Raw genomic sequence first — 22,845 nt, 5'->3', positions numbered from 1 at the left:
ATTGGGTGAAGAATGTAAGGACTTGAACTACATAAGTAAAGGAGTTGCTTTTCGTTGACTGTAATGGCAATTGTACTGGCTGCCGGTCAGGGTAAACGCATGAAATCAAAGCTGTATAAGGTGTTGCACCCTATTGGTGGCAAACCTATGGTAGAACATGTTGTAAACACACTTGAACAAATAAACGCAGCAAGAACGCTGGTCATTGTCGGCTTTGGAGCCGAAGCTGTAAAGGGTCATCTGGGCGACAGGGTTGAATATGCGCTCCAAGAACAGCAATTAGGCACCGGGCATGCCGTATTGCAGGCTAAGGAAGCTTTTGGCGATGAAGACGGGATCACTATTGTAATTTGCGGCGATACTCCGTTGATTAGAGAGCAGACTCTGCTTGATATGATGAACCTTCATGAAGCAACAGGCGCAGCAGCGACGATTCTGACGGCACATATGGAACAGCCAGCAGGTTATGGACGAATCATACGCGAAGCAGAAGGACAGGTCTCAGGAATTGTTGAGCATAAGGATTGCACGCCAGAAGAAGCTTTGGTTAAAGAAATTAATACAGGCACTTATTGTTTTCATAATAAAAAGCTGTTTGAAGCATTATCACAGGTTACCAACAATAATACCCAGCAGGAATACTACCTTACGGACGTTATTGGAATCCTGGTCAGACAAGGCGCAGTGGTGCAGGCTCATTGTATGGAGGATAGCTCCGAATCTATAGGAGTGAATGATCGTGTGGCTCTTGCTGAGGCTGAGGTGCTGCTGAAGAAAAGGATTAACCGGCAGCATATGCTGAATGGAGTTACCTTTATCGATCCGGACAACACGTATATTGAATGTGATGTGCAAATTGGCGCGGACACTGTTCTATTGCCAGGCACACTGCTTCGCGGCAGCACCAGGATAGGGGAAGGCTGCACGATAGGGCCGCATACGGAAATTATAGATTCTGTTATAAAAGACGAAGTCACGATTAAGCAATCCGTTCTTCAAGAGGCTGTTGTTGACAGCTGCACTTCAATTGGACCGTTTGCCTATTTACGACCAGGAGCACGTCTAGGTAAAAATGTTAAGATCGGCGACTTTGTTGAAATCAAGAACGCTTCACTGGATGAAGGGGCGAAGGTGTCCCATCTTAGCTATATTGGTGATGCGGTTGTTGGCAAGCATGTGAATATCGGCTGTGGAGCTATCACGGTAAACTATGATGGATTTAACAAAAGCTTGACGGAAATTGGGGATCATGCTTTTATAGGCAGCAATGTGAATTTAATAGCACCAGTAAAGATTGGTGAAGGAGCTTACGTTGTTGCCGGCTCAACCATTACCGATGCTGTGGAAGCAGGGGATATGGCTATTGCCAGAGAACGCCAAGTGAATAAACCAGGTTATGCCGACAAAATCAAAGCCCGTATGAAATTACGCAAAAGCGGCAAAGCAGAGTAATACAGCATCAGCAGAAAATCAGGATGGAACCTCTACATATTGGAAATACTGGCTAATAAGACTGGCATAAAAGCGTCCAGATTTATAAGCGGTCTAACCATAGAAGGAGGTTCTTTTTTCATGTTGACATTGAAGGCGGAAATCCGCAAGGAGAATACAGCGTCGACGATTAAGCAGCTGCGCGCAAACGGTAAAGTGCCTGCAGTCGTAAATGGCAAAAAGGTAGGCAGTACGGTTATCGCGATCGATCAGAAGGAGCTGCAGGCGCTGCTTCGCAGCAATCCTAACGCGATTATTGAGATGGAGCTGACAGACGGAGTGAAGCACCCTGTGATGATTCATGAAATACAGAGGGGCAAAGTGAATCGTGAGCTGCTCCATATTGATTTTCATCAAATCAACATGGATGAGCCAGTTAAATCATTTGTGCAAATAGAATTTATCGGTGAAGCTGTGGGTGTGAGCGAAGGGGGAATTCTGCAGATTCAGCAGCATGAGCTGGAAATCAGGTGTCTTCCTGACCAGATTCCAGCTTCCATCAAGGTGGATGTTTCGGATTTGAAAATGGGTGATCATTTGTTGGTAAGTGATCTTACGCTGCCATCGGATGTTGAAATCAAGACCGACCCCGGAGAACTGTTGGTTACCATCCTAACTCCACAGAAGGAGACCGCCCCGGATGAACCGACTGAGGATAGTCCAGAAGCAGCGGAAGCTCCTGCGGAAACCGTTTAGTATAACCGATACACACACGAGCCGTCCTTCTAAGGGCGGCTGTGCTGTCTTACTTCCTGCCAGCATACCCTGCTGCAGCATTAATAGCCAGGACGGGAAACAAAGGTATACAAATAGCGATTATAATAGGTGTTGTTGATTTTAATATAACTTGGAGTAAAATATTCCACATATCCTATATCCTTGTGTTTATTTTGATAGTATACTTGGACGGGGATATCGGCATCCATGTGAGCTTGAAAATGCAAGTCAGTGATCAATTCTTGACCGTTATCATACATAGATGTTTCTCACCTGCGGTTCAAAATTTATAATATACTACAAAGTAGGGCGGAAAGCTGAGCTTGCTTTGTCACATTACTATAGTAACAAAAAGTAATCACTTTTTATAGGAGGATCTTTTATCTTGAAATGCTTTGTTGGTTTGGGGAATCCTGGAAAACAATATGAACATAACCGTCACAATGTAGGCTTTATGGCTGTGGATCGCTTTGCTGAGAAATGTAACATTCGTTCCTTCCAAAATAAAGGCAAGGCGCTTCTTGGAGAAGGAAATGTAAATGGAGTCAAGGTTTTTATATTAAAGCCTATGACTTATATGAATTTATCCGGCGAAGCGGTCCGGGCTTTTATGGATTTTTACAAGGCTGACTTAGCGGATTTAATTTTTCTTTACGATGACATGGACACTCCATTCGGGCAAATCCGGCTTCGTTACCAAGGCAGTGCGGGAGGCCATAACGGCATCAAGTCGATCATACAGCACACGGGAACACAAGCTTTTAATCGGATTCGGATCGGAATTTCCAGGCCGGCACCTGGCTATCCTATCGTGGATTATGTGCTTTCCAATTTTGCCAAGGGTGAGTCAGCAGAGCTGGAAAAGACGATTGAGCATACTTGTGATGCCATGGAGTTCAGCTTGAAGGAATCCTTTGAGAAGACGATGGCTAAATTTAATGCGTAGCTTCTAAAAAGGCTCAAATATTACCCTTGAATTGGCTAATTCCATTTGGAATTGGTCATACTAGAGTGTAATAGGGCAGCCAAAGGAGGCATACACATAGATGTCAGCTAAGTATATTTGTCGTCACTGTCATACATTTATTGGGGAAATCAGCACGGGAACGGTTACCGAGCAGCAGTTGGGCTTCCATTTCTTGACCCCTGATGAACGGAGAGATATAATATCGTATAACATGGATGGAGATGTAACCGTTAAGGTTGTATGTGATTATTGCAGAGAAGCTTTAGAAGCAAACCCTGAGCTATCTTTAATAGCCAGCCCTCTTCAGTAACACACCTGAGTCGGATTTATTTTTTCACCTTCATTGCTTATGCCTAGGCAGGATTGCCGAGGCTTCTTTTCGTGAGAGGAGTGTAGTTGTTTGCAAGCTTTAATTCAAGCTTTTTCAGCGGATACAGACTTCCAAACGATAGTATCCGGCATACGGTCCGAGATGAAAGAGCAGCTCATAGCAGGCCTTACAGGTTCTTCGAGACAAGTAATGATTGCTTCGTTATTTCAGGATTTACAGCGTCCCGTATGCATCCTGACCCATAATATGTTTGCTGCTCAGAAGATTGCCGAGGATCTGGTAGAATGCCTGTCAGAAGACGATGTGCTGCTATACCCTTCGCAAGAGCTGCTTGCTACGGAAGAGGCGTCAGCAAGTCCGGAAATGCTTGCGCGGCGTATTGACGTGCTTACCAAGCTTTCGCGCGGGTATCGCGGCATCATTGTAGCCCCATATGCGGGTGTAAGACGGTACTTGCCCGTAAAAAGTATTTTCGAGGATTCGCAAATTACGGTTAAGCTTGGTGATACGATTGGGCTTGAGGATCTGCTTGCCCGGATGTCGGAGCTGGGCTATGAACGGACTGAGCGGGTTGAGTCCAAGGGTGAGATGAGCGTCAGGGGTGGAATTATTGACTTTTTTCCATTGACCTTTGCTTCGCCTGTCCGCATTGAGCTGTATGATGTGGAAGTGGATTCGATCAGAACCTTCGATGTTAGTGATCAGCGTTCCATTGATAAATTAGAAACTATTACAATTACTCCTTGCAGAGAGATTCCCGTTGATAGAAAGCGATTACAGTCAGCTGCCCAGCACGCTTATGAGCTGCTGCAAGCACAGCTTGAGAAGATGTCTGACCGGCAGGCGAAGGATAAGCTGTTAGAAGTTGTTGCACACGACGTTGAACTGCTGCGTGAAGGGCAGTCTTTTCCTGGTTTGTACAAATATATTTCTTTGTTGTATCCGGAAAGACATACGCTCTTCGATTATTTGCCGCAGGATACGGTCTTAATCGTTGATGAACCTGCAAGGCTTCTTGAAACGGCAAAGCAGTTGGAACGCGATGAAGCGGAATGGATGACTCATGCGCTCCAAGAAGGCAAGAGCTTGCCGGCATTTGTGCTGTCCAAAACTTACGAAACTTTATTGCACCGCAGGCCTTTCCCTACGCTTTATTTGTCCTTATTTTTACGGCAGGTGAGCGGCATTCAGCCACAAAATATTGTTAATTTCGTCTGCCGCGTCATGCAGAGCTTTCACGGTCAAATGAATCTCTTGAAATCGGAGATGGAGCGCTGGAAGAAAAATGGCAGCAATGTCATTCTGCTGGCCAATGGCGAGGAGCGCAGAGAACGCGTCAAGCGGGTCCTTCATGACTACCAGATTGAGGAGCCTGTCATTGTCGACGGAAATCTGCAAACGGGTTTTGAGCTGCCATCTATCCATCTTGTGGTCATCACGGAAGGGGAGATCTTTACCCAGAAGCAGCGCAAAGTCCGCAAGGTGGAAAAAAAGCTGGAGAATGCCGAGAGGATCAAAAGCTATCAAGAGCTCAAGGTGGGCGATTATGTCGTTCATGTTAATCACGGAATCGGTAAATATGTAGGTATAGGCACGTTAGAGGTAAGCGGGATTCATAAGGATTATCTGCATATCGTCTATGCCGGGGGCGACAAGCTTTCTGTCCCTATTGATCAGATTGAATTGATTCAAAAGTATGTTGGTTCCGAGGAAAAGGAGCCAAAGGTATACAAGCTCGGGGGAGCCGAGTGGGCGAGGGTTAAAGGCAAAGTGCGAACCTCTGTCAAGGATATCGCAGATGAGCTGATCAAGCTCTATGCCGAGCGCCAGGCAACTACAGGTTATGGCTTCAGCCAGGATAGTGCTTACCAGAACGAATTCGAGGGCATGTTCCCATACGATGAAACCCCTGATCAGCTCAGAGCAATCGAGGAGATCAAGGTGGATATGGAGAAACCACGTCCAATGGACCGTTTGCTTTGCGGTGACGTGGGGTATGGTAAAACTGAGGTTGCTATCCGCGCTGCCTTTAAATCGGCTATTGACGGCAAGCAGGTGGCTGTACTGGTCCCTACGACTATTTTGGCGCAGCAGCATTATGAGACCTTTAGAGAAAGATTCTCAGGGTATCCTTTTAATATCCAGGTACTCAGCCGTTTCCGTTCCAAGAAGGAACAGAATGAGGTTATGAAGGGCGTCAAGAAAGGCGTAGTCGATGTTGTCATTGGCACCCATCGTTTGCTTTCCCAGGATGTGCAGTTTAAGGATTTAGGCTTGCTCATTGTTGATGAGGAACAGCGTTTTGGTGTTTCCCACAAAGAAAAGCTCAAGCGGTTTAAAACGAATGTGGATGTACTGACTCTTACCGCTACTCCAATTCCGCGGACCTTGCATATGTCCATGCTGGGAGTAAGAGACTTGTCCGTAATTGAGACACCACCTGAAAATCGGTTTCCCGTACAGACCTATGTGATCGAGCATGGCTTCACCTTGGTCAGGGAAGCGATTGAGCGTGAGCTTGCCCGGGAGGGCCAGATTTACTATCTGTACAATCGTGTACAAGGGATTAATCAAATGGCCGATCAAATTTCTGCACTCGTTCCAGAAGCCCGTGTGGCGGTTGCGCACGGTCAGATGAGCGAGCAGGAGCTCGAGAAAACCATCCTTGATTTTCTGGATGGAGAGTATGATGTACTGGTCAGTACGAGCATTATAGAAACAGGCGTTGATATTCCAAATGTGAACACACTGATTGTCCATGATGCCGATCGTATGGGCCTGTCGCAGTTGTATCAGCTACGCGGCCGTGTCGGACGCTCGAATCGTGTCGCGTATGCGTACTTTACCTATCAGCGGGATAAGGTGCTGACTGAGGTGGCGGAGAAACGGCTGCAGGCGATAAAAGAGTTTACAGAATTAGGATCAGGGTTTAAAATTGCGATGAGGGATTTGGCTATCCGCGGCGCTGGGAATTTACTAGGTGCGGAGCAGCATGGTTTTATCGCTTCCGTCGGCTTCGATCTGTACTCACAAATGCTTGCTGAGGAAATTGCTCAGCGCAAGCTAGAAATGAGTGGAGAAGAGAAAGCGCCGGAACGTGAATGGAATACACAGATCGATATTCATCTGGATGCCTACTTACCTTCAGACTACATCTATGACAGCATGCAGAAAATTGAAATCTACAAGAAGGTAGCGGCAATTCGTACGCTTGAAGAGGCGGCGGATTTACATGAGGAGCTTGTAGATCGATTCGGTGACTTACCTCAAGCTGTGGATAATTTATTAGCAGTGGCTCGTTTGAAATCATACGGTTCGGAATACCGGATAGAAACGATCAGCCAAAAAGGGGATGATTTCCAGATCAAGATGCATGCTGATCAGAACGACAAGCTTGACGGACAGAAGCTGTTCACCTTGTCAAATCGTTTTGAAGGCCGGGTAAAGCTTGTGGCGGGGGCTAATATTAACATCCTTGTCCGCTGCAAGGGGCTGCAGCCAGAAGCATCCATAGATTTAGTGGAGCGGTTTCTGGTACAATACAAGGAGGCTTTAAAAACGAAGGGAGAATTGCAAGATGTCGCAAAATAAACAAATATATAAGAATAAATGGATTATTACATTGGTGGCCTTGATGATTGCCGTATTCGCGCTAAGCGCGTGCGGCAAGAAGACTGAAGAACCAGGACCTGCAGCAACGGATACAGCAACAGGGACACCTGCTCCTACTACTGGAGAGCCTGGTGATGTTATCGCCACTTATAAAGAGAATGGCAAGGTCACTAGGGCTGAATTTGATTCTTTTGTTAATGTTAACAAAATGCTTGATCCTAACCTGGCACAATATGCTCAGGATCCTACGGTTCAACAAAACATTCTCCAGCAGCTGATTGTCTATAAGATTTATTCCGACAAAGCGGATGCAACAGTTAAAGCTGAAGCGGACAAGCTGGTTGAGGAGCAAATCAAGCAATTCACCGCTTACATGGCTGAGCAAGAAGGCGGAATGGACAAGCAATTGAAGGATAATAACATAGAGCTCAAGGATATTGAGTCACTTATGCGTCTTACCTTCTATACAATGAAGTATGTGGATAGCCAAGTTACCGATCAGCAAGTGAAAGAAGCTTATGATAAGAGTTTGGCCAATCATGAATTAGATATCGCTACTGTAAGCCACATTCTTATCGGTCTGACCGATCAGGAAACGAAAAAGGAACTACGCACCAAAGAAGAAGCTCTCAAAATAGCTAAAGATGTTGTTGCCAAGCTGAAAGCAGGCGGAGATTTCGCGGCATTAGCCAAGGAGTTTTCCGATGATCCTGGCTCTAAAGAAAAAGGCGGCACTTACGAAAATGCTAATGTGAACCAATGGGTTCCGGGCTTCAAAGAAGCAACTATGGAGCTTCCATTGAATGAAGTTAGTGAACCGGTTGAAACTACTTTCGGTTACCATGTAATGAAGGTTTCCAGCAGAGGAACAACACCGCTTGAAGAAGTAAAAGACAAGTTCAAGGAACAGTTAGGTCAACAATTACTCAGCGACTTCTATAAGAATGAGCTGCCAGGTCTAATTGAAACCAACACTCTTCCTACACCAACACCAGTACCTACACCGGCTGCTAGCCCAGCCGCTAGCCCTGCTGCAAGTCCAGCAGCGAGCCCAGCCGCTTCACCAGAAGCAAAGTAATTATATTTCAGAACCAGGATACCCTAATATTAGGGCTCCTGGTTTTTTTATATATTAAGAAAGTTTGGGCGCTTTACAGTGCAAAAGTATAAAAGAGGGATACCCCGGAGCAGCCCGCCTCCCCCGAGCCCCGAATGGAACCTGTGCTCTACTTAACGATGTTTTTCATCGTTAAAGCGAGTGTCCCAGGTCAATTCGTCACGTTAGTGATGATTTTCATCGTTAAAAGTGGACGAATGGCCTCTGTGGGTGGTTGAAAGGGATTTTAACGATGTTTTTTCATCGTTAAAGTAAGGTTGTAGAGACGATCTGGTACTTTTAGCGATGAAAAACATCGTTAAGTAGCAGAACTTCTCCATTTTTCTTCCACGTGCCTTTGACCGCTTTGATGGCAGTCCGTTTGAGCTTGGTGTTCGTGTGATTGTAGCTAAAGAGTGGGAAGGGGTGTGGGTGGAAGAGCGGTAGCGTCCGCCTTTAAAGATTTGTTCCTACCTCCTCATTTATATCCTAAGGGAACAAATCTTTAACAGCGGCTGTAGCCACACCCCTTACCTCCGCAACGCTCCCACGTCACGAACACGGACCTCAAAGGACGCCGCAAAGTGTTTATTCTTATATTATCTCCACTATCCCCTTTACTCAGAAGAACCAGGGCGAATGGCCAGGTAGAATGGGGGTGTGACCAAATTGTAGCTTGGCACCCTATCAGTTAAATATGAGGTGGCGGGTAATTTTTGAAATTTAAGTAAAATGATTGCTAATCATAAGGAAGCTTTTGTATAGATTAATGGGAACTGAAGAATACTATGGGTAGACATCGAGCTCCCTCAAGTCGTATCTAACTTATTCAGAGGAAAGTGAGGCATCTAGAGTATGAAAGCAACTGGAATTGTCCGTCGGATAGATGATTTAGGAAGAGTCGTGATCCCGAAAGAAATTCGTCGAACATTACGAATTCGTGAGGGGGATCCGCTTGAAATATTCGTTGATCGTGACGGAGAAGTTATTCTTAAGAAATATTCTCCAATTGGGGAGCTGGGTGATTTTGCCAAAGAATACGCGGAGTCGCTTTTTGAAAGCACGAATCACCTGACTATGATTTCGGACAGAGACACGATTATTGCTATGGCGGGCGGATCAAAGAAGGACTATTTGGACAAATCCATCGGCCCTCTCTTGGAAGCTTGTATGGAGAGCAGAAAAACGGTCATGGACAGCGGATCGGGTGAGTACGAGATTATTAAGGATGTATCAGAGACTTACGGTTCTTACGTAGCGGCGCCAATCATTGCTGGTGGAGACCCTATCGGATCTGTCGTGCTGGTCAGCAAGGGCGAGAACGTGAAAATGGGACAAATGGAACAGAAGATGGTGGAAACAGCTGCAGGATTTTTAGCTAAGCAAATGGAACAATAGCGTTTTTTGTAATTGGCATAAGGAAGCTTCCTCACCGTGGATTGAAATCTGCGAAGGGGAAGCTTTTTTTGTAGGAATCTTAGAAATTCGTTATAATCAGTGTACATATGGCAAGCCGCAAGCTACAAGGAAGCAAGCAAGCGAGTAAGTAAGTAAGTAAGTAAGTAAGTAAGTAAGTAAGTAAGAAAGTAAGTAAGTAAGAAAGAAAGTAAGTAAAGCAAGCGCTGGAGGATGAGAGGGGCGGTAATATCCGTAAGACAATGAAAGAAAGTAAGTCAAATACGACTAAATCTGACAAAGATTTACCATACAGCGGGTCAAAGCTTTTGCAAGGTACCGTACTCCTAGCTGGGGCAGCTATAGTCTCCAAGCTGCTGGGCACTCTGCAGAAGATTCCCTTGCAAAATATGGCTGGAGATGGTGCTTTTGGCATATATAACGCTGTTTATCCCTTGTATATACTCATTCTTTTCCTGGCAACGGCGGGATTTCCAATTACCGTGTCGAAATTTGTGTCGGAAAGGGCCGCTGTTGGCGATTTCCAGGGCGCTAAGCGAATTGTAAAGATTTCTTCGCTGTTGTTGTTTGGGAGCGGGCTGGTTTTTTTTCTGCTGCTTTATTTTGGTGCGGATAAGCTTGCGGCATGGATCGGGATTTCGCAGACGGAACGGGCAATCCGTAGTGTGTCTTTTGCGCTGCTGCTTACTCCTGTGATGGCGGTGCTGCGAGGATACTTTCAAGGCTATCAGAATATGAAGCCGACGGCTGTTTCCCAGGTGCTGGAGCAGCTTGTGCGTGTCATAACGATGGTAGCATTATTGCTTTATTTCGTCTCTTTCGAATATTCATTGGACTGGATTGCAGCTGGTGCAACCTTTGGGGCTGTTACAGGAGCAGCGGCCGGGCTGGCTGTAATGTTGTTTTATTGGCGCCGGGGAGCCTTGGAAAGAAAGAAAGAACGCGCGACTTTGGAAAAGGCAGCGGTGGGGACTATCCAAGGGGTATCCACATGGAGGTTGGTTAAACAGATTACAGCATATGCGATACCTATCTGTCTAGGAACGATTGCTGTACCTATTTTAACGCTGGTGGATACCTTCACGATGCCTCGCCTTTTGGCTGTGTCACCTTTTTCGGAAGCTGAGGCAATGCGGCAGTTCGGACTCTACAATCGTGGACTTCCACTGGTCCAGCTCGTAGCGATGATTGTCTCGGCGATGTCTGTAGCGCTTGTTCCTGCTATCGCGGAAGCTAAGGCTAAGGGGCAGACGGCTTTGATACGCAGCCGGACTGAGCTGTCTGTCAGGCTGACCTGGATGGTCGGCTTGGCGGCCTCGTTTGGGCTTGCTTTTGCGGCCGTGCCGATTAACATCATGCTGTACAAGACGGACGAAGCGTCTTGGGCGATGGCGATCATAGCCTTCACGGCTTTGTTCAGTGCTCTGAACACTGTCTCAGGCAGTGTGCTGCAAGGCATCGGCGCGGTGCGTACGCCCGCGCTGAGCCTGCTCCTTGCCATCGTGCTGAAAGCACTCGGCAATGTGCTGCTCATGCCCCGCTGGGGCATCGAAGGCGCCGCGCTTAGCGCGGTCATAGCCTTCGCCGCTGCGGCGGGGCTAACGCTGGTGCAGGCGGCACGCTGCACCGGTGCGCGCTTTGCGCTGCGGCAGTACGCCGCGGGGCCCACGTTGGCCGTGGGCCTTATGGGCGGCTGCCTCGCAGCGCTGCAGCTAGGAGCCAAGGCCGTGCCGGCTTGGCTCCTGCCGCCGGAGCGATGGGCGTACAGCGCCATCGCTCTCCTGTGCGTAGCAGGCGGCGCAGCCTGCTACGTAGTAGTGCTGCTGCGCAGCGGCAGCATCAGCCGGGAGGACCTGCGGCTGTTTCCGCAGCTGGATCGGAAGGTCACGCCGATCCTGACTAAATATAAGCTGCTGCCCAAGGCCAGGGAGTAACCCCAATGTTGTCAGGTTGAGCCAGCCAAATGTGTTTTGTTTTCCGCCTACATTTGTCCGCTTCGGATTGGGGAGTAACCCCTGTTCCCCCTGGTCTTGACCTTAAGATATTGTCCTTATGATATTTAACGCTATGATATTGGCCTGTGATATTTGGCTTTCGGAAGCCGCGTGATTTAATATACATATTAACAAGCTTTGCAAAATACAAGGAGGAATAACAAATGGCACCACAAATAACGGTGGTTGGCTTAGGGACTGGTGACGAAAATCAGCTCACCCTGGGTGTATGGAAAAAGCTGCAGAGCGCCTCAGGGCTTTATCTGCGTACGCAAGAGCATCCTGTGGTTCGCTTTCTGGACGAGAACAAGATTCGCTATGAGACCTTTGATAAGCTCTATGAGGCCCATGATCAGTTTGAAGAGGTGTATGAGGCAATTGCGAATGAGCTGATAGCCATTGCCAAGAGCCGTCAGATGGAAATCGTCTACGGGGTTCCTGGCCATCCGATGGTTGCTGAGCTTACTGTGCAGCTTTTAAAGCAAAAATGTTCGCAGGACAATGTTTCGCTAGAGCTGCTTGGTGGTGAAAGCTTTCTGGACCAGGCTTTTTTGAGTTTTGGAATTGATCCTATCGAAGGCTTTCAATTGCTAGATGCAACGAGTCTGAATCGTTACTGCTTCAATCCGCTGCTGCATACAGTCATTGGACAAGTCTATGATACCTATACGGCTTCCGAGGTTAAGCTTAGCTTAATGGAGGTGTATCCTGACGATTATACAGTCGTAGTGGGGCATGCACTTGGTGTGGCTGGACAAGAAAAGCAAATAGAGGTTCCTCTTTACGAGCTGGACCGGGTTCAGGGGTTTGGGAATCTCTCTTTAGTGTGGGTGCCGCGCAGTGAACGTGAGGAGCCGCATAATCGTTCTTTTGCACGTTTGCATGAAATTGTCGGCATTTTGCGCAGTCCTGACGGTTGCCCGTGGGATCGTGAACAAACGCATGCCAGTCTTCGCAAAAACCTCATTGAAGAAACATATGAAGTACTGGAAACTATCGATGATGATGATCCAACGGCCATGTGTGAGGAGCTGGGTGATCTGATGCTTCAGGCTATGCTGCACTCCCAGATCGAGGAGGAGACCGGAGCCTTCACGATATTTGATGTTATTGAAAAGCTTAACGAGAAGCTGATTCGTCGTCATCCACATGTTTTCGGACGGAATAAAGCGGGTAATGTAGAAGAGGCGCTCGCGAATTGGAATGAGATGAAAGCAGAGGAGAAGCGGGAGAAAGGGGTGGACGTTGCACATTTATCCGTGTTATCCGGAGTTCCGCGGGATTTGCCTGGCTTGATGAAGGCTTGGAAGTTGCAGAAGAAAGCCGCTAGCGTTGGTTTTGACTGGACAGAAATTAAAGGTGTGTTCGAAAAAGTGGAAGAGGAGCTTCGCGAGCTGCAGGAGGCAGTAGGCCATGACGCAGGCAGTGGATCAGCCGGGACGTCAGAGGCTGTGGAGCATCAGAAGGAAGAGCTGGGAGATCTGCTGTTTACTATCGTGAACCTGGCCCGCTTTTTAAATATTGATCCTGAAGAAGCACTGGCTTTCACCAACGCAAAATTTTTCCAGAGATTTTCCTATATTGAGCAGCAGTTACGTTTAAAAGGCCTTTCTTTTGAGCAGACTGGGTTACCAGAGCTGGAAACTTATTGGCAGGAAGCAAAAAAAATTGTAAAAAATCAAACTTGATGGCAGGATTTTGCTGAAAAAGAAAGAATACATATTCATGTGTAAGGTTCAAAGTTTAAGATCTTGTACACACATTTAGGAGGTAACGAAAACCTATGAACAAAACAGACTTAATTAACAACATCGCTACGAAAAGTGGCCTGACTAAGAAGGACGTAGAGTCCGTACTAAACAGCTTTTTAGGAGAAGTGACTGACGCCTTGTCATCGGGCGATAAAGTGCAGTTAATCGGCTTTGGCACTTTCGAAACCCGCAAGCGTTCCGGCCGTACCGGCCGCAACCCGCAAACGGGCACCGCTATTACGATCCCAGAATCCAAAGTTCCTGCTTTCAAAGCGGGTAACAAGCTAAAAGAAGCCATTAAGTAATGCGTCTTGACAAGTTTCTCAAGCTTTCCCGTTTGATTAAGCGCCGTACGGTCGCTAAGGATGTATCCGATCAGGGGCGTGTCTGGATCAACGGAAGAGATGCTAAAGCAAGCAGTACCGTGAAGCTCGGTGATGAGCTTTCCATTCAATTCGGCCAAAAAAAGGTTACCGTTAAGGTGGAAGCTTTAACTGAGTCTACGCGGAAAGATGACGCCGCAGGGATGTACACATTGGTGAAGGAAGAACCGTTTCAAAAAGATGATGTGTAGAGACTAAGTCATTTAGTCTCTTTTTTTCTGTTCTAAAAGCCCTCTTTTCTCCATATGGTAGTGGTAGAAGAAGGAGGGGACATGCCGTGATAGATCCCGTTAAAACGAAGCGACAGGAAATCAAGATGCTGAATCGCAAGCTCCTGGAAATATCCGGAGTTTTGAATGTGGAGAGCTTTGACAGTGAGGAGTTTGTTCTGGAGACAGAGCTGGGCTTCCTGACGATTAAGGGACAGAATCTGCACATTAAAAACCTGAGCCTGGAGCAAGGATTGGTCGTCATTGAGGGTACTGTGAACGGGCTCACCTATGCCGATGCTCATGATAAGACCAAGAGCTTCTTAGGTAAGCTGTTCAAGTGACTTTACACGTACAATTCTTCACCATATTCATGATGTTCTGCAGCGGACTGGCTTTGGGTACCCTCTTCGATGTGTTTCGCGTGCTTTTCGGAAAGCTGAGACTTCCTCGTTTCATTCTTCCGTTTGCAGATATTGTGTTTTGGGTTGTGGCGACTGGTCTGGTTTTTTGGCTGCTGCTTTACAGCAATGAGGGACAGGTTCGGGTGTTTGTCTTTTTGGGAATAGGCATCGGTATTTGTTGTTACTTTGCTTTGCTTAGTCATTGGATCATATGGCTCATACTGCTTTTCATTCGTATTGCTGTCTCCCTGTATCGCTTTGCAAAAAAAATGGTCGAGCTGTTTCTAATCAAGCCAATTGTGGGTATATACAGGTTGACACTTGTAATTTTTGGTTTTTTGTTTGCGGTTGCTGTATTCCTATATAAAATTGTGTTACAATTGCTTTATCCTTTGTGGAGACTGCTGCTCTGGATCATACAGCCCTTGCTAAAGCTTCATTTTTGGCATATACCGACACAATGGATAAAGAATATTGCAGGCTTTTTTCGCCGGTTCTTTTAATTTCAGTCGGCTATTATGAATGAAAGTAAGGAGGCTTTTCCCATTATGAAGACGAAAGCAGCCCAAAAATCAACAAAAAGTAGCCCACAAGGCTCCAAGAGAAGGCTTCGTTTTCTAGTGGTTCTGCTGCTTTGCTTTATGAGCTGGGCAGGCGTTACGATCTGGGACCAGTTCGGCAAGTTGAATGCAAAGAGCTCTGAAGTCGAGGAGCTTAAATTACAACTTTCGGATGTTTCGAAGCTGAATGCGGATACGAAACGCGAAATCGCTCGCTTGAACGATACAGAATATATTGAACAAAAGATTCGCCAAGATCTGCATTATACGAAACCGGGAGAGACGCTTTTCTTCGTTCCGAAGACAAATCCGTAGCCTAACTCTGCTTTTAATGAAATCGCCTTATTGACCGCAGGTTTCCCCATCAGGTATAATCGGCGTAGCCAGTCTTTTCAACATTTTAAGGGAGGAACATTTTACTTTATGGCAATTGAAGTTGGCACCAAGTTAGAAGGAAGAGTGACAGGGATTACTCACTTCGGCGCATTCGTCGAGCTTTCTGAAGGAGTAACCGGTCTTGTTCACATCTCTGAGATCGCGGACAATTATGTCAAGGACGTTAACGACCATTTAAAGCTGGAAGACAAAGTATTGGTCAAAGTGATTAACGTGGACAAGGATGGAAAGATCGGACTATCAATTAAGCAGACGGTGGATAAGCCTGTTGAGGAAAGACCTGCTCGACCTGAGCGACCAAGCGGAGGCGGCTATCAAGGTCGGCCCGGTGGAGGAGGAGACCGTGGTGGTTTCCAGAGTGGTGGAGGCCGTCCTGGTGGAGGCGGTGGAGGCTTCAATCGTGGAGGCGGAGATCGCGGTGGACGTGGTGGCTTCAAGGCACAGGGCAACATCAAGCCAACATTCGAGGATAAGATGTCCCGCTTCTTGAAAGACAGTGAGGAACGGATTTCGTCTCTGAAGAAGAATACTGAATCCAAGCGCGGCGGTAGAGGCGGAAGAAGAGATTAATATATAAATAAATTTGGACCACATTTGCGAAAGCGGGTGTGGTTTTTTGCTGTTTTACAACAGTTAGGATAGCAATCGACATACAATTATTTTGGAATTATGCGCGCAGCCGAAATATATTTCGGGATGAAGGCACATTTTAACAGATGGGTTTCCCGCAAAAGCAAAGCCCCGTATAGGATAAGAGCGGATGACAAAAAAAGCCTCCGCTTGTCGGAAATTTTTTTTTGTCTACCCACGTATTGCGACAAACTTTCTGGAAGATTGTCCCTATACTAGAGAAACAAATAAGGGAGAAATGGAAGGTGTTCTAAAATGGAGAAACGAAGCATAGTCGCAATGTTCGGAGGAAGCTGGCTGCACGTATGGCAAAAAACAAGTGCAAGTGCTTGGGGCAAGACGTCAGAAAATAAAGTCGTACAAGCCTTTTTGGTAAGGAAGTGGGCGCTTCTTCTTGTGATTATGGGGTTTCTGCTTGGGAGGGCCATGATATTAGAGCAGCTTTCTCCGTTTGCGCTTGCCTATTTTGCAGTTGTATATGCTTTGCGCAAGGATTTGATCCCATGGGTAGGTGTGGCGATTTTTGCAGGAAGCTTGCTCGCTGTGACTCCGAATACCGGCTATATTGTCGCGGAAATTTTGGTGTTCCTCCTAATCCATAAAGCACTTGGGAGGTATGGACGAACAGAGCTGTCAATGGCTCCGTGGATTGTATTTGGAGTGACCTTTCTGGTTCAGCTGTTTGCGGTACTGGTGAAGGCGAACCTGAATTGGTACTCTATCATGATGATTTCTGTAGAGTCCTTCCTCAGCTTGATATTAACACTGATCTTCATTCAGGCGATCCCGGTCTTTACTCTTACCCGCAAAAATTATCACTTAAAAAATGAGGAGATCATATGTCTCATTATTTTACTTGGATCTGTGATGACAGGGACGGTAGGCTGGTTAATCGGACCCGTTACGATGGAGCATGTGTTATCCCGTTATATGATTCTATTGTTTGCATTAGTAGGCGGGGCGCCTTTGGGAGCTTCAGTAGGTGTCATAACAGGGCTCATTCTCAGCCTGGCTAATTCGAATGCCATTTATCAAATGAGCTTGCTCGCTTTTTCAGGAATGCTTGCAGGCCTGCTGAAAGAAGGCAACCGGCTGGCTGTCGCCCTCGGGATGCTGCTGGGTTCCTCCATTTTATCTATATATATGGGCAGTCAGACCGATATTATGAATTCTACCTGGGAGTCTCTCGCGGCAGTAGCGCTGTTCCTGCTCACTCCCCGCAGTTTCATAGAAACCTTGGCCAAATACGTGCCAGGTACTCAGGAAAATCTGAAATCTCAGCAGGATTATGCAAAGCGTGTCAGGGATATCACGGCCAGCAGAGTACAGCAGTTCTCTGAGGTGTTCCAGCAGCTTTCGCAAAGCTTTAAGCAGCTGACGAGCGAAACCCAGGGTAACCGCAAGGAAGAGGAGGCTCAGCATTTTGTAAATGCGGTGGCGAATAAGACCTGTGATGGCTGCTGGAAAAAGACACAATGCTGGGACACGCGGCTATATCAAACTTATACCTATATGACAGATATGATGGGGGCGATTGAACAGAAAGAGAACATGGCGAAGAAGGATATTCCGCAGGAGTGGAAGAAGGTTTGTGTCCGAACAGACCTGGTGCTGGAGGTGATGAAGCAGCAGTATGGCTTGCATAAGAATGACAGGCATTGGAAAAGGCAAATTATGGACAGCCGCCAGCTGGTTGCTGAACAGCTATCCGGCGTTTCTCAGGTGATGGAGGACCTTGCAACAGAAATAAAGCGGGAAGGACAGGAGATGTTTATACAGGAGGAGCAAATTCGCTCTACGCTTGAGGAATTAGGCTTATCGATCCACAGTATCGATATTATTAGTCTGGACGAGGGGAATATTGAAATAGAAATTATCCATCAATATACGAGAGGATTTGATGAGTGCCGCAAGGTTATCGCTCCCTTGCTCAGCGAAATTCTTGGAGAAAACGTCGCAGTGAAAAATGAGAAAATGCTTGCGAAAGGGGATGGCTACAGTACGGTAAGCTTTGGCTCAGCCAAAGAATATGATATTGAAACCGGTGTCGCTGCGGTGGCTAAAGGAGGAGATCTGCTATCTGGGGATAGCTACAGTATGGTAGAGCTAGGAAACGGCAAGTTCGCCGTAGCGTTAAGCGATGGAATGGGCAACGGCGGCCGTGCCCGTGAGGAAAGCTCGTCTGCGCTTGCTATTCTTCAGCAGCTTCTGCAGTCCGGAATGGACGAGAAGCTTGCGGTGAAATCACTGAATTCCGTGCTTATGCTCCGGTCTCCCGATGAGATGTATGCAACGGTCGATATGGCGCTTATTGATCTCTACAGTGCTGATACAACCTTTATGAAAATAGGTTCGTCACCGAGCTTTATTAAGCGTGGCAACGAAGTATTCTCTGTTATGGCGAATAATTTGCCGGTCGGAATTTTACAGGAGATTGATGTGGATCTTGTTTCGGCGAGCTTAGAGTCTGGAGACATGCTGATTATGATGACTGATGGCATCTACGATGCCCCAGGACATGCGGTCAATAAGGAGATGTGGATGAAGCGGATCATTCAGGAAATTGAAGTTACCCAGCCTCAGGATTTCGCTGAATGCCTGCTCGAGAGAATCTTTCGTAACATGCACGGCCATATAGGGGATGATATGACGGTTGTAGTGGCAAGAGTGGACAAGCGTCAGCCGGAATGGGCAACCTTCCATTGGCCGGGAATAAGCCGGATTGAGCGTCCGAAGACGGTAAGTTAGCGTGTAGAAGGTTTGGAAAGGTGGGCAGTGATCAGGGTGCAGCTATGCAATTTGCAAGGGTGAAGACTATCCATTTATCCGGATGGTCTTTTTTGACAATTTAGAAATTTTAATTGCATTGCAGCGGTAAAGCGTTAGGGATATAGCGTATTCGGAACAGGTGAGACTAATGCAGTCTTATGTTCACTATCCCTTTGCCTCAGGAATGAAACTTCTGCTGGCAGTCTGTTGAGCGTGGTGTTCGTGCGATTGTAGCTACCTGGCATGATCACGGTTAGACTCTCTTAATCTTGGCGAAACTAGAAGAGAACGCTAATAGAGGGCCTATGGCCTATTACGAATGCCAGGGAGGCTGTTCTTTATGATGAAGCAGGTTTTGTTAATTACTGATGGTTGTTCAAATGTCGGGCTTAGTCCCGTTATAGCTGCTGCCGAGGCGAAGACAGAGGGAATCATCGTAAATGTGATAGGCGTAATTGATCAAGGCGAGCTTGGACTGCTCGGCACTGAGGAAATTCGTGAAATTGCCGAAGCGGGTGGGGGCATGAGCCGTATTGTTAATTCACAGCAGCTTTCACATACTGTACAAATGATGACCCGCAAAACAGTTGCACACACGATTCAGCAAGCAGTAGGACAAGAGCTGCAGCAAATTCTTGGGCATTCCCAGCTGGAGCAGCTGCCTCCTACACAGCGTGCTGAAGTTGTCAGGGTTATTGATCAGATGAGTGAAACGACCACTTTGAGAGTGGCTTTATTAATAGATACAAGCGCGAGTATGAAGCCTAAGCTGGCAGCCGTCAAAGAAGCGATATCCGATCTGCTGCTAAGTTTAAGAGCGCGCTCAGGTAAAAGCGAGCTTGCCGCTTTTCATTTTCCGGGATCCATAAATGGTGAGGAAGAGCTTGTCATGGATCTGGATTGGACCAATGAACTTGCAAATTTGGACAAGATGTTCTATAAAATAAACATGAAGGGTACAACACCAACAGGTCCCGCATTGCTTCGAACAGTAAGATTTGTAGCAGGGGAACCCTTTTCACAGAATGTCAAGGATGGGATGCTAAGTGACTACGTTGTATGAAAATGCATTCCGTACTGGTTCTCGCATTGAAGGGAAATGGAACGGGCGAGTGTACATCGTAGAACGACAACTGGGCGCTGGCGCCAATGGACTGGTAATGCTTGTAAGCAGAGGCAGGTCGCAGTATGCTTTAAAAGCAGGGTTTGAGACAATCGATCATCAATCGGAGATTAATGTGCTGAAGACTTTGTCGGGTGGCGAAACCTCCTTTCGACATTATTTAGTGGATGTCGATGATTTTGTTTACCAAGGAAAAACGATTCCTTTTAGTGTTCTGCGTTACATCGACGGGGCTACGCTTTCGACATTTTTGCAAAAGAATGGTCCTGATTGGATATTTGTAATTGGCACCAAGCTCCTTAAGAAGCTTACTGAGCTTCATGGGGCCGGTTTTGTTTTTGGCGATCTGAAGCTGGAGAATATGCTGATTTCAGGCTATGGGGACGTGGAGCTCATCGATTTCGGGGGAGTTACCCCCAAAGGGAATAGCATCAAGCAGCTGACGGAAGTGTACGATCGTGGATATTGGGGAATGGGCAGTAGGGTTGCTGAGGAAAGCTATGATTTGTTTGCTTTTGCCATTCTTATTCTTAATGCGCTGGATAAGCAAAACCGATTTGCTTCCTATCGGAACTCACTTCCTCAGAATAGGAACAAGGACGACTTGCTGGAAATGATTCGGGGGAATCCGCACGCGAGAACCGTGTCACTTTTTTTAACTAAAGCCTTAACAGGTGAAATTTCTTCCTCCAGGGAAGCGTTTCGCCTGTGGAAATCGCTGATTGTGCAGAGTAGAGGCCGTTCTGGCCTGCACCCGGTCCGAACACCATGGCTGAAGGTCAGCCTGGCAGCTTCCTTACTGCTTTTTGGAATTACCGTTTACAGGTATTTGTTATACTAGCTGAGAAGGAATGGAAGGGAAAGAACGTCCAATGAGCCTGATAGAGAAAGTGCATCACAACATCGAAACAGAACAGCTCCTGGATGAAGGAAATGTTGTAGTCGTAGCGGTATCGGGGGGACCTGATTCGGTTGCGCTGCTGCACATCCTTTTTTTGCTTTCTGAGCGTTATAGGTGGAGGCTGGTTGTAGCCCATGTGAATCATCAGTTTCGGGGAGAGGAATCCGATGATGAGGCCGACTTTGTAGCCCGGCTTGCGAAGGGATGGGGACTTCCTTGCGAGATAGGCGTAATTGACGTTCCAGCGTATATTTCAGAGATGGCGATGAACTCACAGGTTGCAGCCAGAGAAAAAAGATATGAATTTCTGCACACAGTGGCTAAAAAATACGCCGCCCAGCGGATTGCTTTAGCGCATCACGCTGATGATCAGGCCGAAACCATTATGATGAGAATCATCCGTGGAACAGGGCCATCTGGTCTTAAAGGTATGCCCGAACGAAGAACTGAAAAAAAAGTGGAACTCATCCGTCCTTTTATACGTATATACAAATCAGATATCATAGAACACTGTCTGCATCACGGTCTTGCCTATTGTGAGGATAGCAGTAACGAACAGCGCAAATATTTTCGCAACAAGGTCAGGCTGGACATCATGCCTATGCTCAGATCTTATAATGAGCAATTGCCGGAATCATTAAATCGGCTGGCTGAAATGATGCGTGCTGAGGACGATTACATGGAGGAAGCAGCCAAACAGGCTTTTTCCGGGATAGTTACCGCCAGCTCCCTCTTTTTGCGATTCTCCAGAGTTGAATTTGCCCGTCTGCATGTCGCTTTACAAAGGCGTTTGATTAAACTAATATTAAACTATCTCGCTTTAGGGTTGGAAAATGTTGACTATGCAAGGGTCGAGCAGCTTCGTGCAGCCATCCTGCAAGAGCAAACCTCCAATTTGAAATTGGACATTATGGAACATCTTTGTTTGGTCAGGGAATACGACGAGATTCGCTTTCAAATGCCGTCCGTGGGAACTGCTGCTTATTCATATCCGGTTATGCTGCTGAATGACGAACAACTCTATGTTCCATCAGCGGATGTGAAGATTGACTTTGCGATTTATAAGCCTTCAGAGGCTGGCCGCCAGTCCATATCTCCTTCTGCTAATTCATGCATAGAGGCCTTCTTCGATCTTGATCTGCTCGAGCTTCCGCTTACAGTCAGGAACAGGGCTGAAGGAGACCGTATACAGCCGCACGGTTTAAACGGGACCAAAAAGGTAAAAGATATGTTCATTGATGCCAAGATTCCTCCTAGCAAGCGTGATGCAGTGCCTTTGGTGGTAGACGCCAAGGGGCGGGTAATCTGGATTCCAAGGCTGCGCATTTCGAAGCACGCCCCAGTCGGCCCGGATACCGTACATGTAGTGCATATGAAGCTGCTTTCTTAATAGCGTAAATTTCATTCTTTAGAATGTAAATTTATAAGGTTTCATAATATAATCTAGGGGGTTCATCCTTGCACAGTGACATTCAAGAAATTCTTTACAGCGAAGAGGAGATTCAAGCCAAAATTAAGGAGCTAGGGGAAATAATCTCTAGTGATTATGAAGGGCGTAATCCACTTGTGATTTGTGTGCTTAAAGGGGCATTTGTTTTTATGGCGGACTTGGTTAAACGAATTACGGTTCCGCTTGAGTTGGATTTTATGGCAGTATCGAGCTATGGTCAATCTACAAAGTCTTCAGGTATTGTCAAGATTGTAAAGGACCTGGATGTTTCCGTTGAGGGACGCCATATCCTGATTGTCGAGGATATTATCGACAGCGGATTGACTTTGAGCTACTTAATCGATGTTTTGGAGCGGCGAAACGCTTTATCCATATCGGTTGTTGCTTTGTTTCACAAGCCGGCGCGCAAGGTAGTGGAGCTTGAAGCCGATTACTTAGGCTACGCTCTGCCGGATGAGTTCGTTGTCGGTTATGGGCTTGATTATGCGGAGAAATATCGGAATCTGCCTTTTATCGGTGTATTAAAGCCAGCGATTTATACCCGCTAGATATTTTTTATGATGTGTTTGCCGGGGGCCATTTGTTGTGATGCTTGAGTCAGGTATGTTAGAATGAAAAAAGTGTTCTGTTAGAGAGGAGGCGCGG

The 22,845-nt window shown here is 46.7% G+C and carries 20 protein-coding genes; all 20 read left to right on the top strand.

The features are described 5' to 3' along the window. Positions 1-54 precede the first annotated feature (54 nt). The 20 genes from glmU to hpt all read left to right on the top strand — a co-directional run bounded on the left by glmU (position 55) and on the right by hpt (position 22,748). The gene (glmU, locus tag J2Z66_RS37635) at positions 55-1,452 is read left to right on the top strand and encodes a bifunctional UDP-N-acetylglucosamine diphosphorylase/glucosamine-1-phosphate N-acetyltransferase GlmU (RefSeq protein ID WP_281068934.1); all 1,398 of its coding nucleotides are present in this window, start codon (positions 55-57) and stop codon (positions 1,450-1,452) included. Between the two features lie 120 nt (positions 1,453-1,572). After that, positions 1,573-2,187, top strand: coding sequence for a 50S ribosomal protein L25 (locus J2Z66_RS37630; protein WP_209978348.1), 615 nt, complete (start codon positions 1,573-1,575; stop codon positions 2,185-2,187). A gap of 406 nt (positions 2,188-2,593) precedes the next feature. Further along, positions 2,594-3,154 carry an aminoacyl-tRNA hydrolase gene (gene pth / locus J2Z66_RS37625; RefSeq protein WP_209978347.1) on the top strand — a complete coding sequence of 187 codons (561 nt, stop codon included), beginning with the start codon at positions 2,594-2,596 and terminating at the stop codon, positions 3,152-3,154. A gap of 100 nt (positions 3,155-3,254) precedes the next feature. Next, positions 3,255-3,485 (top strand): anti-sigma-F factor Fin, encoded by a 231-nt coding sequence (gene fin / locus J2Z66_RS37620; protein ID WP_209978346.1) that lies wholly within the window; start codon positions 3,255-3,257, stop codon positions 3,483-3,485. Between the two features lie 90 nt (positions 3,486-3,575). Beyond that, positions 3,576-7,097: a transcription-repair coupling factor gene (gene mfd, locus J2Z66_RS37615; RefSeq protein ID WP_209978345.1), complete on the top strand. Its 3,522-nt coding sequence runs from the start codon at positions 3,576-3,578 to the stop codon at positions 7,095-7,097. Continuing rightward, on the top strand, positions 7,084-8,196 hold the full coding sequence (locus J2Z66_RS37610; RefSeq protein ID WP_209978344.1) for a peptidylprolyl isomerase: 1,113 nt from the start codon (positions 7,084-7,086) through the stop codon (positions 8,194-8,196). The genes mfd and J2Z66_RS37610 overlap by 14 nt, the downstream gene beginning before the upstream one ends. An 873-nt stretch (positions 8,197-9,069) precedes the next feature. Then, positions 9,070-9,612 (top strand): stage V sporulation protein T, encoded by a 543-nt coding sequence (gene spoVT, locus J2Z66_RS37605; RefSeq protein ID WP_209978342.1) that lies wholly within the window; start codon positions 9,070-9,072, stop codon positions 9,610-9,612. A gap of 326 nt (positions 9,613-9,938) precedes the next feature. After that, on the top strand, positions 9,939-11,564 hold the full coding sequence (locus J2Z66_RS37600) for a putative polysaccharide biosynthesis protein (RefSeq protein ID WP_245376140.1): 1,626 nt from the start codon (positions 9,939-9,941) through the stop codon (positions 11,562-11,564). 224 nt (positions 11,565-11,788) lie between these two features. Further along, positions 11,789-13,312 (top strand): bifunctional methyltransferase/pyrophosphohydrolase YabN, encoded by a 1,524-nt coding sequence (gene yabN, locus J2Z66_RS37595; protein WP_209978338.1) that lies wholly within the window; start codon positions 11,789-11,791, stop codon positions 13,310-13,312. A gap of 95 nt (positions 13,313-13,407) precedes the next feature. After that, positions 13,408-13,680 carry an HU family DNA-binding protein gene (locus J2Z66_RS37590; RefSeq protein ID WP_209978336.1) on the top strand — a complete coding sequence of 91 codons (273 nt, stop codon included), beginning with the start codon at positions 13,408-13,410 and terminating at the stop codon, positions 13,678-13,680. Next, positions 13,680-13,949, top strand: a complete 270-nt coding sequence (locus J2Z66_RS37585; protein WP_209978334.1) for an RNA-binding S4 domain-containing protein — start codon at positions 13,680-13,682, stop codon at positions 13,947-13,949. Before J2Z66_RS37590 ends, J2Z66_RS37585 begins: the two co-directional genes overlap by 1 nt. 86 nt (positions 13,950-14,035) lie before the next feature. After that, on the top strand, positions 14,036-14,311 hold the full coding sequence (yabP, locus tag J2Z66_RS37580; RefSeq protein WP_312894980.1) for a sporulation protein YabP: 276 nt from the start codon (positions 14,036-14,038) through the stop codon (positions 14,309-14,311). Next, positions 14,308-14,874 carry a spore cortex biosynthesis protein YabQ gene (gene yabQ / locus J2Z66_RS37575; RefSeq protein ID WP_209978331.1) on the top strand — a complete coding sequence of 189 codons (567 nt, stop codon included), beginning with the start codon at positions 14,308-14,310 and terminating at the stop codon, positions 14,872-14,874. The genes yabP and yabQ overlap by 4 nt, the downstream gene beginning before the upstream one ends. Before the next feature lie 45 nt (positions 14,875-14,919). Further along, a complete protein-coding gene (locus tag J2Z66_RS37570; protein WP_209978329.1) occupies positions 14,920-15,246 on the top strand; it encodes an FtsB family cell division protein in 327 nt (108 codons plus the stop codon). 108 nt (positions 15,247-15,354) lie between these two features. Then, on the top strand, positions 15,355-15,897 hold the full coding sequence (locus J2Z66_RS37565; protein WP_209978327.1) for a S1 domain-containing RNA-binding protein: 543 nt from the start codon (positions 15,355-15,357) through the stop codon (positions 15,895-15,897). Between the two features lie 315 nt (positions 15,898-16,212). Then, positions 16,213-18,705 (top strand): stage II sporulation protein E, encoded by a 2,493-nt coding sequence (gene spoIIE, locus J2Z66_RS37560; RefSeq protein ID WP_209978325.1) that lies wholly within the window; start codon positions 16,213-16,215, stop codon positions 18,703-18,705. Between the two features lie 364 nt (positions 18,706-19,069). Further along, a complete protein-coding gene (locus tag J2Z66_RS37555; RefSeq protein WP_209978403.1) occupies positions 19,070-19,789 on the top strand; it encodes a vWA domain-containing protein in 720 nt (239 codons plus the stop codon). Continuing rightward, entirely contained in the window at positions 19,773-20,690 is a 918-nt protein-coding gene (locus J2Z66_RS37550) for a protein kinase domain-containing protein (RefSeq protein ID WP_209978323.1), read from the top strand. Before J2Z66_RS37555 ends, J2Z66_RS37550 begins: the two co-directional genes overlap by 17 nt. Positions 20,691-20,721: 31 nt before the next feature. Further along, on the top strand, positions 20,722-22,140 hold the full coding sequence (gene tilS, locus J2Z66_RS37545) for a tRNA lysidine(34) synthetase TilS (RefSeq protein WP_209978321.1): 1,419 nt from the start codon (positions 20,722-20,724) through the stop codon (positions 22,138-22,140). 68 nt (positions 22,141-22,208) lie between these two features. Further along, positions 22,209-22,748 (top strand): hypoxanthine phosphoribosyltransferase, encoded by a 540-nt coding sequence (gene hpt, locus J2Z66_RS37540; protein ID WP_209978319.1) that lies wholly within the window; start codon positions 22,209-22,211, stop codon positions 22,746-22,748. Positions 22,749-22,845: the final 97 nt, after the last annotated feature.

Origin of the sequence: Paenibacillus eucommiae (assembly GCF_017874215.1) — a bacterium.
Lineage (GTDB): Bacteria > Bacillota > Bacilli > Paenibacillales > NBRC-103111 > Paenibacillus_AI > Paenibacillus_AI eucommiae.
This window is presented reverse-complemented; position numbering and strand designations above follow the sequence as displayed.